General features: G+C 66.7%; 14 protein-coding genes. 11 read left to right on the forward strand and 3 right to left on the reverse strand.

Annotation, left to right across the window (positions count from 1 at the left end):
- Window positions 1–10 precede the first annotated feature (10 nt).
- The 3 genes from ACR80S_RS11005 to ACR80S_RS11015 all read right to left on the reverse strand — a co-directional run bounded on the left by ACR80S_RS11005 (window position 11) and on the right by ACR80S_RS11015 (window position 2,987).
- The gene (locus ACR80S_RS11005; RefSeq protein ID WP_435399015.1) at window positions 11–1,315 is read right to left on the reverse strand and encodes a TRAP transporter large permease; all 1,305 of its coding nucleotides are present in this window, start codon (window positions 1,313–1,315) and stop codon (window positions 11–13) included.
- A gap of 25 nt (window positions 1,316–1,340) precedes the next feature.
- Window positions 1,341–1,904, reverse strand: a complete 564-nt coding sequence (locus ACR80S_RS11010) for a TRAP transporter small permease (RefSeq protein ID WP_435399014.1) — start codon at window positions 1,902–1,904, stop codon at window positions 1,341–1,343.
- A 96-nt stretch (window positions 1,905–2,000) separates the two neighbouring features.
- The gene (locus ACR80S_RS11015) at window positions 2,001–2,987 is read right to left on the reverse strand and encodes a TRAP transporter substrate-binding protein (RefSeq protein ID WP_435403190.1); all 987 of its coding nucleotides are present in this window, start codon (window positions 2,985–2,987) and stop codon (window positions 2,001–2,003) included.
- A 227-nt stretch (window positions 2,988–3,214) separates the two neighbouring features.
- On the opposite strand from ACR80S_RS11015, the gene ACR80S_RS11020 reads away from it, so the two are divergent.
- The 11 genes from ACR80S_RS11020 (at window position 3,215) to ACR80S_RS11070 (ending at window position 13,390) form a co-directional block, all read left to right on the forward strand.
- Window positions 3,215–4,132, forward strand: coding sequence for a LysR family transcriptional regulator (locus ACR80S_RS11020; RefSeq protein ID WP_435403191.1), 918 nt, complete (start codon window positions 3,215–3,217; stop codon window positions 4,130–4,132).
- Window positions 4,133–4,213: 81 nt separating this feature from the next.
- Entirely contained in the window at window positions 4,214–5,017 is an 804-nt protein-coding gene (locus tag ACR80S_RS11025) for a putative hydro-lyase (RefSeq protein WP_435399011.1), read from the forward strand.
- 38 nt (window positions 5,018–5,055) lie between these two features.
- Complete coding sequence (locus ACR80S_RS11030) at window positions 5,056–6,120, forward strand: TRAP transporter substrate-binding protein (RefSeq protein ID WP_435399010.1); 1,065 nt, start codon at window positions 5,056–5,058, stop codon at window positions 6,118–6,120.
- Between the two features lie 94 nt (window positions 6,121–6,214).
- On the forward strand, window positions 6,215–6,811 hold the full coding sequence (locus ACR80S_RS11035; RefSeq protein WP_435399009.1) for a TRAP transporter small permease subunit: 597 nt from the start codon (window positions 6,215–6,217) through the stop codon (window positions 6,809–6,811).
- Window positions 6,808–8,091 carry a TRAP transporter large permease gene (locus ACR80S_RS11040; protein WP_435399008.1) on the forward strand — a complete coding sequence of 428 codons (1,284 nt, stop codon included), beginning with the start codon at window positions 6,808–6,810 and terminating at the stop codon, window positions 8,089–8,091. Before ACR80S_RS11035 ends, ACR80S_RS11040 begins: the two co-directional genes overlap by 4 nt.
- Window positions 8,092–8,194: 103 nt before the next feature.
- Window positions 8,195–8,872, forward strand: a complete 678-nt coding sequence (locus ACR80S_RS11045) for a DUF2848 domain-containing protein (RefSeq protein ID WP_435399007.1) — start codon at window positions 8,195–8,197, stop codon at window positions 8,870–8,872.
- Between the two features lie 7 nt (window positions 8,873–8,879).
- Entirely contained in the window at window positions 8,880–9,692 is an 813-nt protein-coding gene (locus ACR80S_RS11050; protein ID WP_435399006.1) for a hypothetical protein, read from the forward strand.
- A 30-nt stretch (window positions 9,693–9,722) separates the two neighbouring features.
- Window positions 9,723–10,895, forward strand: coding sequence for an NADH:flavin oxidoreductase/NADH oxidase (locus ACR80S_RS11055; protein WP_435403192.1), 1,173 nt, complete (start codon window positions 9,723–9,725; stop codon window positions 10,893–10,895).
- 61 nt (window positions 10,896–10,956) lie between these two features.
- Window positions 10,957–11,712: a 5-oxoprolinase subunit PxpA gene (locus tag ACR80S_RS11060; RefSeq protein WP_435403193.1), complete on the forward strand. Its 756-nt coding sequence runs from the start codon at window positions 10,957–10,959 to the stop codon at window positions 11,710–11,712.
- The gene (locus tag ACR80S_RS11065) at window positions 11,709–12,434 is read left to right on the forward strand and encodes a 5-oxoprolinase subunit B family protein (protein WP_435399003.1); all 726 of its coding nucleotides are present in this window, start codon (window positions 11,709–11,711) and stop codon (window positions 12,432–12,434) included. The genes ACR80S_RS11060 and ACR80S_RS11065 overlap by 4 nt, the downstream gene beginning before the upstream one ends.
- Window positions 12,431–13,390, forward strand: coding sequence for a 5-oxoprolinase subunit C family protein (locus ACR80S_RS11070; RefSeq protein ID WP_435403194.1), 960 nt, complete (start codon window positions 12,431–12,433; stop codon window positions 13,388–13,390). Before ACR80S_RS11065 ends, ACR80S_RS11070 begins: the two co-directional genes overlap by 4 nt.
- Window positions 13,391–13,462 lie beyond the last annotated feature (72 nt).

A 13,462-nucleotide genomic window follows, 5' to 3' on the forward strand; every position in this document is an offset into this window, starting at 1 on the left:
TGCCCCCGTTTCAGCGATTCATGGCCTCGGGCAGGTAGAGGGCGATCTCCGGGAACAGGTGCATCAGGGCGATGGCCAGCAGCATCAGCAGGAAGAAGGGCAGGGTGGCCCGGGTGATGGTCAGGATGTCCTTGCCCGTCAGTCCCTGGATCACGAACAGGTTGAAGCCCACCGGCGGGGTGATCTGGGACATCTCCACCACGATCACCAGGTAGATACCGAACCAGATCAGGTCGAAGCCGGCGGCGCTGATCACCGGCATGATGATCGCCGTAACCAGCAGGATCAAGGAGATCCCGTCCAGGAAGCAGCCCATGATCAGCAGCAGCAGGGTCAGCGCCACCAGCAGCAGGGTGGGTGAGAGCCCCATCTCGCCGATGGCCCGGGCGAGCTGCATGGGCACCTGGGTGAAGCCCATCGCGGAGGTGAGGAATGATGCGCCGGCAATGATGAAGGCGATCATGCAGGCGGTGCGGATGGCGGCGAACAGCGAGTCCAGGAAGATGGCCTTCCCGAAGTGCCCGTTCATGCGAGCGATCAGCATCGACAGCACCACGCCCACGGCCGCCGCCTCGGTGGGTGAAGCCAATCCGCCATAGATGCTGAAGATGATCCCACCGATCAGCGCAAGGATGGGCAGCAGCGACCAGGTCTGACGCAGCTTCTGGGCCAGCGGCAACGAGGATTCGTCCTCACCGGTCAGCCCCTGGCGGTTGCCCTTGAGTAGTGCCCAGAGGATCAGGTAGCTCATGAAGAGCCCGAGGATCATCAGCCCAGGGCCGACGCCGGCCATGAACAGCCGGGAGATGGACTGCTCGGTGACCACCCCGTAGACGATCAGCACGATCGAGGGGGGGATCAGGAGCCCCAGGGTGGAGGCGCTGGCCAGGGTGCCGATGGCCATCTGCGGGTCGTAGCCGCGTCGCTCCAGCTCCGGCAGCGTCATCTTGCCGACCGTGGCGCAGGTCGCCGCCGACGAGCCGCAGACGGCGGCGAACATGCCGCTGCCGATGATGTTGGTGTGCAGCAGCCGGCCGGGCAGGCGGTTCAGCCAGGGCGACAGGCCGCGGAACATGTTGTCGGCCAGCCCCGAGCGGAACAGAATCTCGCCCATCCAGATGAACATCGGCAGGGCGGTCAGATCCCAACCGTAGCTGGCCCCCCAGAAGTCCGAGGCCAGGATGGGGCCGGGGGCGAAGGGGGTGAAGAAGGCCAGGGCGACCCAGGCGGTGCCGATCAGGGCGAAGGCGATCCAGACGCCGCTGCCGAGGAGAATCGCCAGGGTGACAATGCTGGCCAGGCTGAGGATCAGCACGGTGGTGACTCCGGTTGGGCTGGGTTCACGGCAGGTCGCTGTCGTCGCCGGCGGTGAACTCGCGGAAGCTGTCGGGGTCCCGGGCCGCGATGCGCAGCGTGATCACCAAGGCCTCGGCCAATGCCAGGCAGAGCAGCCCGACACCGGTTGCCAGCACGGTCTGGGGAATCCACAGTGGAATCGACAGGAACCCCGAGGAGACGTCCCCGTACTGCAGGCTCTCGCGGGCCAGTTCGATGAGGCCGTATCCCAGCAGCAGGCTGATGGCCAGTGCCACGATCAGGCAGGCTACCTCGAACCAGACCCGGATCCGGGAGGGTAGTCGAGAGATGAGCAGGGTCACCCGGATATGGGCGTGATGGACGAAGGTGTAGGCGAGCCCCAGGAAGGTCGCCCCCACCAGCAGGTAGGCGGCGATTTCCGAGACGCCGGTGATACCGAGGCCGAGCCGGCGCGATCCGACCAGGATCAGCAGGGCATCCAGCAACCGGAAGGTCACCTGCAGGGCCACCAGGGTGCAGATCGTCACCATGCAGGCGGCAGCCCCCCAGGCGCCCAGGCGATAGAGCAGCGCAAACTTGAAGGTCATGGCAGGCTCCTGTCGGGCCGCCGCGGCGAAGCGTCGCCGAGACGGCCGGGGCTCACGTCGCTCTTGCTCGTGACGGCTTCATCGCGGGCGCATTGCTCACTCCTCCAACTCGGCGCGGTAGACCTCGAGCAGTTCCAGCGCCTCCTCGCTGGCGCGTTCCTGCCAGTCGGTGAAGAGCCGGTCGCCGGCCGCCTGCAGGGCCTCGGCGACCGCTTCGTTGGGTGCCACTACCGAGACGCCGTTGTCCTGCAGGGCCGCAAGGCTGGTCTCGTTGTTGTCACGGCTCATCTGCCAGCCTCTCTCCTCAGCGCGTCCCGCCGCCTCCAGCAGGGCCTCCTGTGTGGCCTCACCCAGGCGGTCGAAGGCGCGCTGGTTGATGAAGACGATGTTCTTGGGCAGCCACAGATTGGCGTCGGTGTAGAAGGAGAGGTAGTCCCAGGCGGTCATGGCGTTGCCGGTGGCGCTGGAGGTAATCATGGCGTCCACCCGGCCGGTGCTGAAGGCGGTGGGGATGTCCGACTCCTCGGTCTCAGTGGGGCTGCCACCCAGATTCTGCACGAAGCGCTGGGTGTTGATGTTGGGCGCCCGCACGCGTAGGCCCTCGAACTGCTCGGGGTCGGCGATCTCCGTGCGGGTGTACAGGCCTTGGGCCGGCCAGGCCACCGCATAGAGGGGCATCAGGCCCTCCGCCGCGAACAGCTCGCCGATCATCGGCCGCGTGGTCTCCCACAGCGCCATGGCCTCCTCGTAGCTGCCGGCCACGCCGGGCAGGGTATCGATCTCGAAGATCGGATCTTCGTTGGATAGGATCGACAGGAAGATCTCGCCCCCCTCGATGGTGCCGCGGCGCACCGACGGTTTGATCTCGCCGTGGGCCACCAGCGAGCCCCCGCTGTGGACGTTGATACGCAGTTCTCCGTCGGTGGCCTCGGCTACGTCCTCGGCAAACTGCTTGACGTTCTGGGTGTGGAAGCTGGCGTCCCCGTAGGGCGTGGCCATATTCCATTCGGCGGCCTGGGCGGTAGCAGCAATGGCCAGCACGGAGAGGGGGATCAGCAGCGGCTTGAAGCGACATGGACTCATCACGAGGACCTCTTGTGGAATGCCTGTGGCGGGTGTCGGAACACTCCGAAGCCTAGCAGCTGCCCGGCCGGCCGGCCGGCCGGCGTTTCGACAATCTCTAAACGGTGCCCGTCGTTCGGCACCGGATGTGATACGTTTCTCCTATCAATGCGACGGTATCCGTGATCGATATGCCCTGCCGGTGAAGCTCGCCGTCACCGTGATTTCGCGGGTCGAGGAGGAGTCCGATGAACATCAGGACGCTGGAAACCTTCGTGTGGATCGCCCGGCTGGGCAGCTTCCGGGCCACCGCCAAGCGGCTCTATGCCTCCCAGCCCACCATCTCCGCCAGGATTTGCAGCCTGGAAGATGAGCTGCGCACCGAACTGTTCGATCGCACGGGCAGGAAGGCGGTCCTGACGGCCAAGGGCCGCCAGCTGCTGGTCTATGCGGAGAAGATCCTCCAGTTGCACTCCGAGCTCCTGGAAACTGTCGCGAGGCCCGATGCCATCCACGGCACCATCCGCCTGGGCGTCTCGGAGACCATCGCCTACACCTGGCTGCCGCGACTGATCGAGAAGATCAGCGAGGCATACCCGGCCATCAACCTCGAGCTGGATGTGGACATCTCCGTCAACCTGGCCGATAAGCTTACCAGCCGGGAGATCGATATCGCCTTCCTGATCGGTGAGGTCAACCAGCCCGATTTCGTCAGCCGTCCCTTCTGCCGGTACTCCCTGGTCTGGGTGACCAGCCCGATGATCGCCCTGCCGGCGGAGCCGATCAGCCTGGCGAACCTGTCCAGGATCCCGATCATCACCTATCCGCGGCGCAGCGAGCCCTATGCCAATATCCGCTCCCTCGTGACCCCCACGAACCACCCCACGCAGATCCACTCGAGCTCGTCGCTCTCGACCATCATCAGGATGACGGTGGATGGCCTCGGCATCAGTGCCCTGCCGCGCGAGATACTCACCCGGGAGCTCGCCACCGGGGTGCTTCGGGAGTTCCAGGTCGAGGCCGCTCTCCCGGACCTGGTGTTCAGCACGGCCTACAGCGCCTCACCCGGCGCCGGCGTGGTCCGCGCAGTGGCCGAGCTGGCGCTTGCCACGGTGGCGGAAGGGGACGGGACCCACGGTTGGCAGCAGGCTGATCAGCTTTGTTGATCAAAAGTGATCTTAATTATCGATTTGATGTGATCAATTGTTCTGCCCTATCTTGTCATGACCGCATGGAGAGGCATAACAATGACCCCAACAACACTCCCCCATGGCGATGACGGTCCGCGAGCCGTCCGTCTCGCCGCCCGCCACGGCACCCTCGTCGGGCCGACCGCCGGGCTCGCCAAGGGATACGTCCAGGTCAATCTGGTGATCCTTCCCGAGCCCCAGGCCAACGGGTTCCTTCGCTTCTGCCAGTCCAATCCCAAGCCTTGCCCCTTGCTGGCCGTCAGCGAACCAGGCGAGCGCGGCTGTCACGTCCTGGGGGAGGATCTGGATATCGCCCGTGACGTTCCCGCCTACTGTATCTATCGCGACGGTCGCCTCGACGAAACGGTGCATGACGTCTCGGACATCTGGCGTGATGATCTGGTGACCTTTGCGCTGGGCTGTTCCTTCACCTTCGAGCATGCGCTGGCGCTGGATGGTCTTCCGGTGCGTCACATCGATGAGGGACGCAATGTTCCGATGTACAACACCTCCGTGCCGCTGACGTCGGCAGGGGGCTTCGGCGGTCGGCTGGTGGTCTCCATGCGCCCCTACCGGGCGGCCGATGCCATCCGGTCCATCCAGATCACCACCCGCTATCCCCAGGCGCACGGTGCGCCGGTGCACCTGGGCGATCCTGCACTGATCGGGATCAAGGACCTCCGCATACCCGACTACGGCGAGGCGGTGACGGTTGGCGAGGACGAGATTCCGGTGTTCTGGGCCTGCGGGGTGACGCCCCAGCAGGTCCTGATCGAGTCCGGCATCACGTTCGCCATCACCCACAGTCCGGGTCATATGCTGATCACGGATATTCCCGACAGCCGCCTGGCACTGCTGTAACCCCTGGAAAACCAACAACTCCAACAGAGGTACCTCCCATGATGACAACCAAACGCCTTGTGACTGCTGTGGCTGCCGGCATGCTGGTGGCCGCTTCCCAGGCCCCGGCACAGGAGCTGGACGAGACCAGTATCGCCTACGTTGGCAGCTGGAGTAGCCTGTCGCTCTACCAAAACTTCGAGCGTCCCTTCTGGGAGCGTCACCTGCCCGAGGCCTCGGGGGGGCGGATCACGACCAGTGTTACCACCTTCGATCAGATGGGCTTGGGGGGCGGTGAGGTATACCGCCTGATGAGTCGCGATGTGATCGAGGTGGCCTCTACGGTTATCAACTATGCCGTGCAGGATGCGCCGGAGCTGGAGGGCCTGGACATGCCGATGATCGCGCCGGACGTCGAGACGGCGCGAGAGGTAGCCGATGCCTACCGTCCGGTACTGGCCGATGCCTTCGCCAAGCGCTATCGCGATGCGCACCTGCTTGCCGTGGTTCCCTATCCGTCGCAGATGGTCTTCTGCAACGTCGCCATCGATGGACTCGGCGACCTGGCCGGCAAGAAGGTGCGCGCCAGCGGCAGGACCACCGCCGAGTTCCTCGAGGCGCTGGGCGCCGAGGGGATCACGCTGAACTTCAGCGAGGTGCCCGGTGCGCTTCAGCGTGGGGTCATCGACTGCGCCGTAACGGGGTCGCTTTCAGGTTACAGCTCCGGCTGGTATGAGGTATCCACCCATCTCTATCCGCTGCCCGTGGGCGGCTGGGACCATGTGGTCACGGCCATGAACGGCAACAAGTGGGACTCCCTGTCCGCCGAGACCCAGGAGTGGCTGACCGCCGAGATTCGCGACAACTACGAGAATCCGGTGTGGGAATCCGCCGTGGAGGAGACCCGCGAGGGCATCGCCTGCCTGACCGGTGAAGGGGAGTGCACCCGAGGCGACCCCGGCAGCATGGTGCTGGTCGAGGCAACGGATGAGGACTACACCGAGGCGACGCGTCATCTCGAGGAAACCCTGCTGCCCAACTGGGCCAACCGCGTAGACCAGGAGTGGGTGGATCGCTGGAACGAGACCATCGGTGCCGTAACGGGCCTGACCGCGAACAAGTAAGCAGCCACGGACACGCCCTGCTCGACCGGACCGTGTTCGCCCAACCATTGGCGACCGGGCTGCCTGGCGGCCCGGCCTCGCCCTGGAGAGTGACATGTTGCAAACCATCAATACCACTCTCGACCGGGTGCTCGACGGCGTACAGGTGGGCTCGTTATGGATGGCGCGGGCAGGGGGCGTGTTGATCCTCATGACCGTGGTGCTGGTCACCATCGAGGTGTTCTCGCGCCAGCTGGTGGGACGCTCTGCGGTCCATGCCACCGAACTGACCGGCTATGTCATGGCGATCAGTACCAGCTGGGCATTTGCCTACACCCTGATGCGCAAGGCACACATCCGGATCGATGCGCTCTATCTCAACCTCCCCATTCGTGTCCGCGGCGTGCTGGACCTGCTCGCCCTGCTGGCCATGGCGTGGTTCTGCATTCTCGTGGCGGGGGCCGCCTTCGAGGTCGCCAAGGATTCCTACCTCGCGGGTGCCACCGCCAACACGCCGCTGGGGACGCCGATATGGATCCCGCAGTTCCTGTGGGTGATCGGCCTTGGCTGGTTCAGCCTGGCCGTTGGCCTGATGGTGCTGCGTGTCCTGCTGGGGCTCGTGGCGGGGGATGTGGAAGGCGTTCAGCAGCTTGCCGGCAGTCCGACGCTCGATGAGCAGATCAGCGATGAAAACCACGAGGCTACCTCATGATCCTTACGACCTTGCTGATCCTGCTCGTGCTGCTGGTGTTGAGCATTCCGGTGGCGGCCACCCTGATCGTGCTTGGCCTGTTCCTCGATGAAGTCTACTCGCCCTTTCCCCTTTCCCGCGCCATGGGGGATGTCATCTGGTCGGCGTCAGACAGCTTCCTGCTGATCGCCATTCCCCTGTTCATCCTGCTGGGTGAAATCCTGGTGCGCACCGGGATCGCCAAGGGCACCTATCGAGCGCTGGAAAGCTGGCTCTCCTGGCTGCCGGGTGGTCTGCTGCATGCCAATATCGGCACGGCGACGCTGTTCTCGGCGACGTCCGGTTCCAGCGTTGCCACCGCGGCGACCATCGGCACCGTGGCGCTCCCTCAGGGCAAGGCGATGAACTACGATCCCAAGCTGTTCACCGGATCGATCGCGGCCGGGGGCACCCTGGGCATCATGATTCCTCCCTCCATCAACCTGATCGTCTACGGTTTCCTGACCGAGACTTCGATCCCCAAGCTCTTCGCCGCCGGGCTGGTGCCGGGTCTGCTGCTGGCCCTGCTGTTCATGGTGGGCACCGCGTTGCTCTGCATGTGGCGTCCGAGCCTCGGTGGCCCCAGCAGTTCGCACACCTGGTCGGAACGTATTTCAGGCCTCAGGCATCTCGTACCGGTGCTGATCCTGTTCGGCGTGGTGGTCGGGTCGATCTACGCCGGGCTGGCGACCCCGACCGAGGCGGCCTCCCTCGGAGTGATCGGGGCGCTGCTGATTGCGGCGTTCATGCGCAAGCTGTCGCTGTCGATCATCGTCCAGGCGCTCGATGGCACAATGCGCACCACGGGCATGATCATGCTGATCATCATCGCCTCCTACTTCCTCAACTTCGTGCTCGCCTCCACCGGGGTGACCCGTGAGCTGACCGGATTCCTGGAGGCGGCGGGCCTCGGGCCCTATGCCACGCTGATGCTGGTGATCGCGCTCTACATCGTGCTCGGCTTCTTCATCGAGACGTTGTCGCTGATGGTGATCACCATCCCGATCGTTGCCCCTATCATCATCGGCATGGGGTTCGATCCGGTGTGGTTCGGCATCCTGCTGATTCTGCTGATCGAGATGGCGCTGATCACCCCGCCGGTGGGGCTCAACCTCTATGTGGTGCAGGGGGTGAGACAGGGCGGTTCCTTCAACGATGTGATGCTCGGCGCCATGCCCTATGTTGGCTTCATGTTCGTGATGGCCATCTTGCTGATTCTCTTCCCGGCGCTGGCCATGTACCTGCCGAACCTGCTGGGGTGATCGGGACGCGAGGAGCGTTGCACTCTTCCGGGCTGTCTCGACAGGAGACCCTCCGACAGGCGGCTCGGCACATCACAACACACCGAGAGACAGGAGCCACCCCATGACGACATTTCAACTGGCGGACAGCGGCGAGACCCTGGAGGTCGAGACCCGAGAGCTGATCATCGCCGGCTGGGCCGGCCGCGAGCAGGCCGCCATCGACGAGCATATCGAGGAGCTTCGGGAGATCGGGGTCACCCCGCCCTCCAGCACGCCGCTCTTCTACCGCGTCTCCGCCGACCAGCTGACCACCGCCGACACCATCCAAGTGCTGGGCGATGCGAGCAGCGGTGAGGTGGAAGTGGTGCTGATCGGCTCACCCCAGGGCACTCTGGTGGGCATCGGCTCCGACCATACCGACCGGGAGGCGGAGGCCTGGTCGGTGGCGCACTCCAAGCAGGTCTGCGCCAAGCCGGTGGGTCGGCAGGTGTGGCCCCTCGAGGAGGTGATCGACCACTGGGACGAGCTGACGATGTCCTCCTGGGCCACCATCGATGGGCAGGAGGTGCTCTATCAGCAGGGCAGGGTGACCGGGCTGCTGCCGCCAGCCGAGCTGCTGCGGCGATTCGGGCTCGAGCAGACGCGACTGGACCCCGGCCAGGTCATGCTCTGTGGCACCCTGCCGGTGATCGGGGGCGTGCGCGCCGCCGAGGCCTTCTGCATGGTACTCGAGGATCCTCTCCGTGGCCGCACCCTGGCCCATGGTTACCGGGTACAGACGCTGCCGGTGATCGCGTGATAGTCCGGTGCTGATCGTCCTGTTCGCCAAGCTGGTCGCGACGGCGGCCGTGGTGATCGGGGTCTCCCTGGCGGTCGGCAGGCTGGGGCCGCGGCTGGGCGGCATCATCGCCGGGACCCCCATCATCCTGGGGCCCGGCTACTTCTTCATGCTTCAGGAGCATTCGACGGCATTCATCCAGACCGCGGCCCTCTCGACCCTGCACGCCCTGGTCGCCACCCTGCTGTTCAGCATCAGCTTCGTGGTGACGGCCGGGCGCCTGAGTGCCCTGGCCAGCCTGGGCATCGCCACGCTCTTCTGGGTACCCGCGGCGCTGCTGTTCTCGCGGGTGCCAGGGGGCGTCGGGGTCGCGGTGCTGATGTATCTGGGCATGCTGCTGGTGGCCGAGGGGGTCAGGCGGGCGCTGCGGCTGCGTCAGCCGGTCATCGTGGCCCGCTCCGGCTGGTTCGACCTGGTGCTGAGGGGGCTGCTGGCCGGCGTGCTGGTGAGCGTGGCGACCACCCTGGCGGTCAAGTCGGGGCCGCTGCTCTCCGGCATGCTGGTAGGGTTCCCGGTGGGGCTCTTCACCATCGGCTGGACCCTGCATGGGCGCTACGGGCCCGATGTGGCCCGTGCCACCGTTAGCATTGCCCAGAAAGGCATGCTGAGCCTGGTCGCCTTCGGCGTGGTGACCGCCACCCTGGTTGGCCACCTGCCCCCGATGGCGGTCTTCCTGCTTTCGCTGCTGGCCTCCATGAGCGTCAGCGCGACGCTCTTCATGATCAGCCAGCGGCGATTCCGGCGTGCCTATGCCAGCCGTTACGGCGCGGTCGATCGCTGACACGGAATCCGACAACAAGGAGTCATGCCAATGACCGATCACGCCTCGACCCCGACAGAGCCCGGCGCCGTCATCGACTCGCGCTCCGGCGGGGAAGACGAGCGTCGGATACTGCGCCGCGACCCCGACCCCCATCTCTTCCGCCCCGTGCAGTTCCGCTCGGTCAAGGCGCGCAACCGGATCATGCTCTCCCCCATGTGCCAGTACTCGGGAGATGATGGGTTCTCCAACGACTGGCACTTCATGCACCTCGGCGCCAGGGCGGCCGGCGGCGCCGGTTGGGTATTCACCGAGGCGGTGCATATCGAGCCCAGGGGGAGAATCACCCCGCACTGCCTAGGGCTCTGGAACGATGAGCAGCGCGATCGCCTGGCACGCATCGCCACCTTCGTAGAGGCCCAGGGCGCCGTGCCGGGAATTCAGCTGGGCCACGCCGGGCGCAAGGCGTCGGTGGGGCGCCCCTGGGAGGGGGCTCGCCCCCTGACGCCCGCCGAGGGGGGATGGGCAGATCTGGTGTCGGCCTCGCCACTCCCCTATGCCCGGGGATGGGCGACACCCGAGGCGATGTCGCTGGACCGGATCGGCGAGTCTCTCGCTGATCTCGGGGCCAGCGTGCGCCGCGCCCGGGAGGCCGGCTTTAAGGCCCTGGAACTGCACGGTGCCCATGGCTATCTGATCCACCAGTTCCTGTCGCCGCTGAGCAATCGGCGCGATGATGCCTATGGCGGCAGCTTCGAGGGGCGCATCCGCTTCCTGCTCGAATCGATCGAGGCGACCCGGGCGGAGTGGCCGGAGGAGCTGCCGCTGTTCCTGCGTATCTCCTGTACCGACTGGGTCGAGGGGGGCTGGGATCTGGTGCAGACGGTTAGACTGGCCTCGCTGCTCAAGGAGCGTGGCCAGGTCGATCTGATCGACTGCTCCTCGGGCGGTAACGACCCCCGCCAGGCCATCCCCATCCACCCCGGCTACCAGGTGCCCTTGGCCCAGGCGGTGCGCGCCAGATCCGGGATCGCCACCGGCGCCGTGTGCCTGATCCATAGCCCCGACCTCGCCGAATCGGTGCTGGCCAATGGCCAGGCCGATCTGGTGATCCTCGGGCGCGCCCTGCTGGCCGATCCGGTCTGGCCCCTGCGGGCCGCCGAGGCGCTGAAGGCCCGCAACGTGGCGTGGCCGAGGCAGTACGAGCGGTCGAACATCTTCTAGGCTGTCGGGTAGCGATTCGACCGGCCCCGTTTCCCAATCCTGTTCTGCAAGGAGGTCATTCATGACAGCTATTCTGCTCAACGCCGACATGGGGGAGAGCTTCGGCCCCTGGGTGATGGGAATGGATCACGAGGTGATGCCCCACGTCCATCTCGCCAATGTCGCCTGCGGCTTTCACGCCTCCGACCCCGACGTCATCCGCATGACGGTGCGCCTGGCGCGCAAGCACGGGGTGCGGGTGGGCGCCCACCCCGCCTACCCCGACCTGGTCGGCTTCGGGCGTCGCTACCTGGCCTGCACCGCGGAGGAGATCGAGAACCTGGTGCTCTACCAGCTGGGCGCCCTGGCCGGCATCTGTCGGGCGGAGGGGGTCGAGGTCAGCTATGTGAAGCCCCATGGCGCGCTCTACAACGACATGGCCCGCGACCCGGAGATCATGATGGCGGTGATGCGGGCCATCCTGGCCTTCGACCCGTCGCTGCCGCTGATGACCATGGCCACCCGGGATACCGCGGTGGTGAGCCGGCTTGCGGCCGAGCAGGGCGTCACCCTGTGGTTCGAGGCCTTCGCCGACCGCGCCTATGACGGCGAGGGTCGACTGGTCTCACGCCGCGAGGTGGGCGCCGTCCATCACGACCCGGAGGTGATCGTCGACCAGGCGACGCGCATCGCCCGGGGGATTCCCCTGACCGCCAGCGACGGCAGCGAGCTCGTGCTGGCCGCCGACACCCTCTGCGTCCACGGCGACAACCCCGAGTCCATCGCTGCGGTGAGGGCGATTCGAGAGGCCCTGGACGCGCTCGGGGCGGCGACATGAGCGGGGAGGGCGCGCGCCTGCCAAGGCTCGAGTCGGCCGGGCTGGATGGCTGGATGGTGCGTCTGTTCGAACGCATCGAAGAGACCAACCTGGCCTGGATCACCCCCCTGACTCGGCGCTGCGAGGCGGCCTTCGGCGAGGCCCTGGTGGATCTGGTGCCCTCCTATACCACCCTGCTGGTGGTCTTCGATCCGCTCAAGCTCTCCCCCGGGGAGGCGCGCCGCCGGCTGCTTGAACTGCTGGGCGATCTCGCTCCCGATAAGCAGACCGATGACGGCGAGGTGCGTGAGCTGGCCACCTGGTACGACCAGAGCGTAGGGCCCGACCTGGCGCGGGTCGCCGAGCACACGGGGCTCTCGGTGGGGGCGGTGATCGACTGCCATGCGGGCACGCTCTACCGCGTCTTCGCCCTGGGCTTCGCCCCCGGCTTCGCCTTCATGGGGCTGCTGGACGAGCGCCTGGAGGTGCCGCGTCTCGCGACACCGCGACAGCGGGTGCCGGTGAACAGCGTGGCCATCGCCGGGCGGCAGACGGCGGCCTATCCGGCGGTGACGCCGGGCGGCTGGAACCTGCTGGGGCGCACCTCGGCGAGGCTGTTCGATCGCGACCGCGAGGGCTTCAGCCTGCTTTCCGTGGGCGACCGGGTGCGCTTCGTGCCGGTGGATAGGCAGATCTTCGAGGCCCAGGGAGGCGACACCACGCCCATGGAGGCGGGGCGATGAAATGGGCGATTAGGAAAAGAGAGACCGCTATCGGGGTTCGCGTCGAACGCGCCGGCCCCCTGGCGCTGCTGCAAGATGCCGGGCGCTTCGGCGTGAGGCGTCTGGGCGTGACCCAGGGCGGACCGGCCGATCTCCACGGCTGGGCCTGGGCCAACCGCCTGGCGGGCAACCCCTGGGGAACCGCCGCGCTGGAGGTCACCTTCGGTGGGCTGACCCTGGTCGCCGAGCGGGACCTGACGCTTGCCGTGGCCGGCGCCGACCTGGGCGCCACCCTCGAGGGCAAGGCGCTGCCGCTCTGGGAACGCGTCCAATGCCGAGAAGGCCAGCGGCTGGTCTTTGCCGCCCCCGCCAATGGCCTGCGCGCCTACCTGGCGGTGGCCGGCGGCTTCGTCGCCGAGCCGGTGCTAGGCAGCGTGGCCTGCGTGGTGCGTGAGGGGCTGGGCGGCTTCGATGGGCGCGGCAGCAAGTTGGCCGAGGGGGACCGCCTGGGGGTAGGGAAACCGTCGACCGCTGGCGCCTCACCCATTGCCCCTCCCGACGAGGCGCGCCTCGACTACCGAGCCACGGCCAGGCTCTCCCTGCTGCCCGGCGCCCAGGTCGGCGACTTTACCGGCCAGAGCCTGTTCCAGGCCTTCAACGCGGCCTGGCAGGTGGACGACCGCGCCGATCGCATGGGCATACGGCTCATCGGGCCGCGGCTGCAGTGCCGGATCGGCTCGCTGGTCTCGGAGGGGATCGGGCTGGGGGCGGTGCAGGTGCCGCCGGACGGCCAGCCCATCGCGCTGCTCAATGACCGCCAGACCATTGGCGGCTACCCCCGCCTGGGCGCGCTGACGCCGCTGGCCGCCGCGCGACTGGCCCAGTGCCTGCCGGGCCAGGAGGTGCACCTGGTGGCCGTTTCCGGCGAGCGGGCGCTGATGGAGCATCGGCGCTTCTGCGCGTCCTTCGCTAGCTGAGAGGGTAGCTTGACGGCGGGCCGGGCCTGTGGGGTCAAGCGATCGGGTAACGCTATCGAGTCACGCGATCGG

Origin of the sequence: Halomonas salsilacus (assembly GCF_051216275.1) — a bacterium.
Classification (GTDB): domain Bacteria; phylum Pseudomonadota; class Gammaproteobacteria; order Pseudomonadales; family Halomonadaceae; genus Halomonas.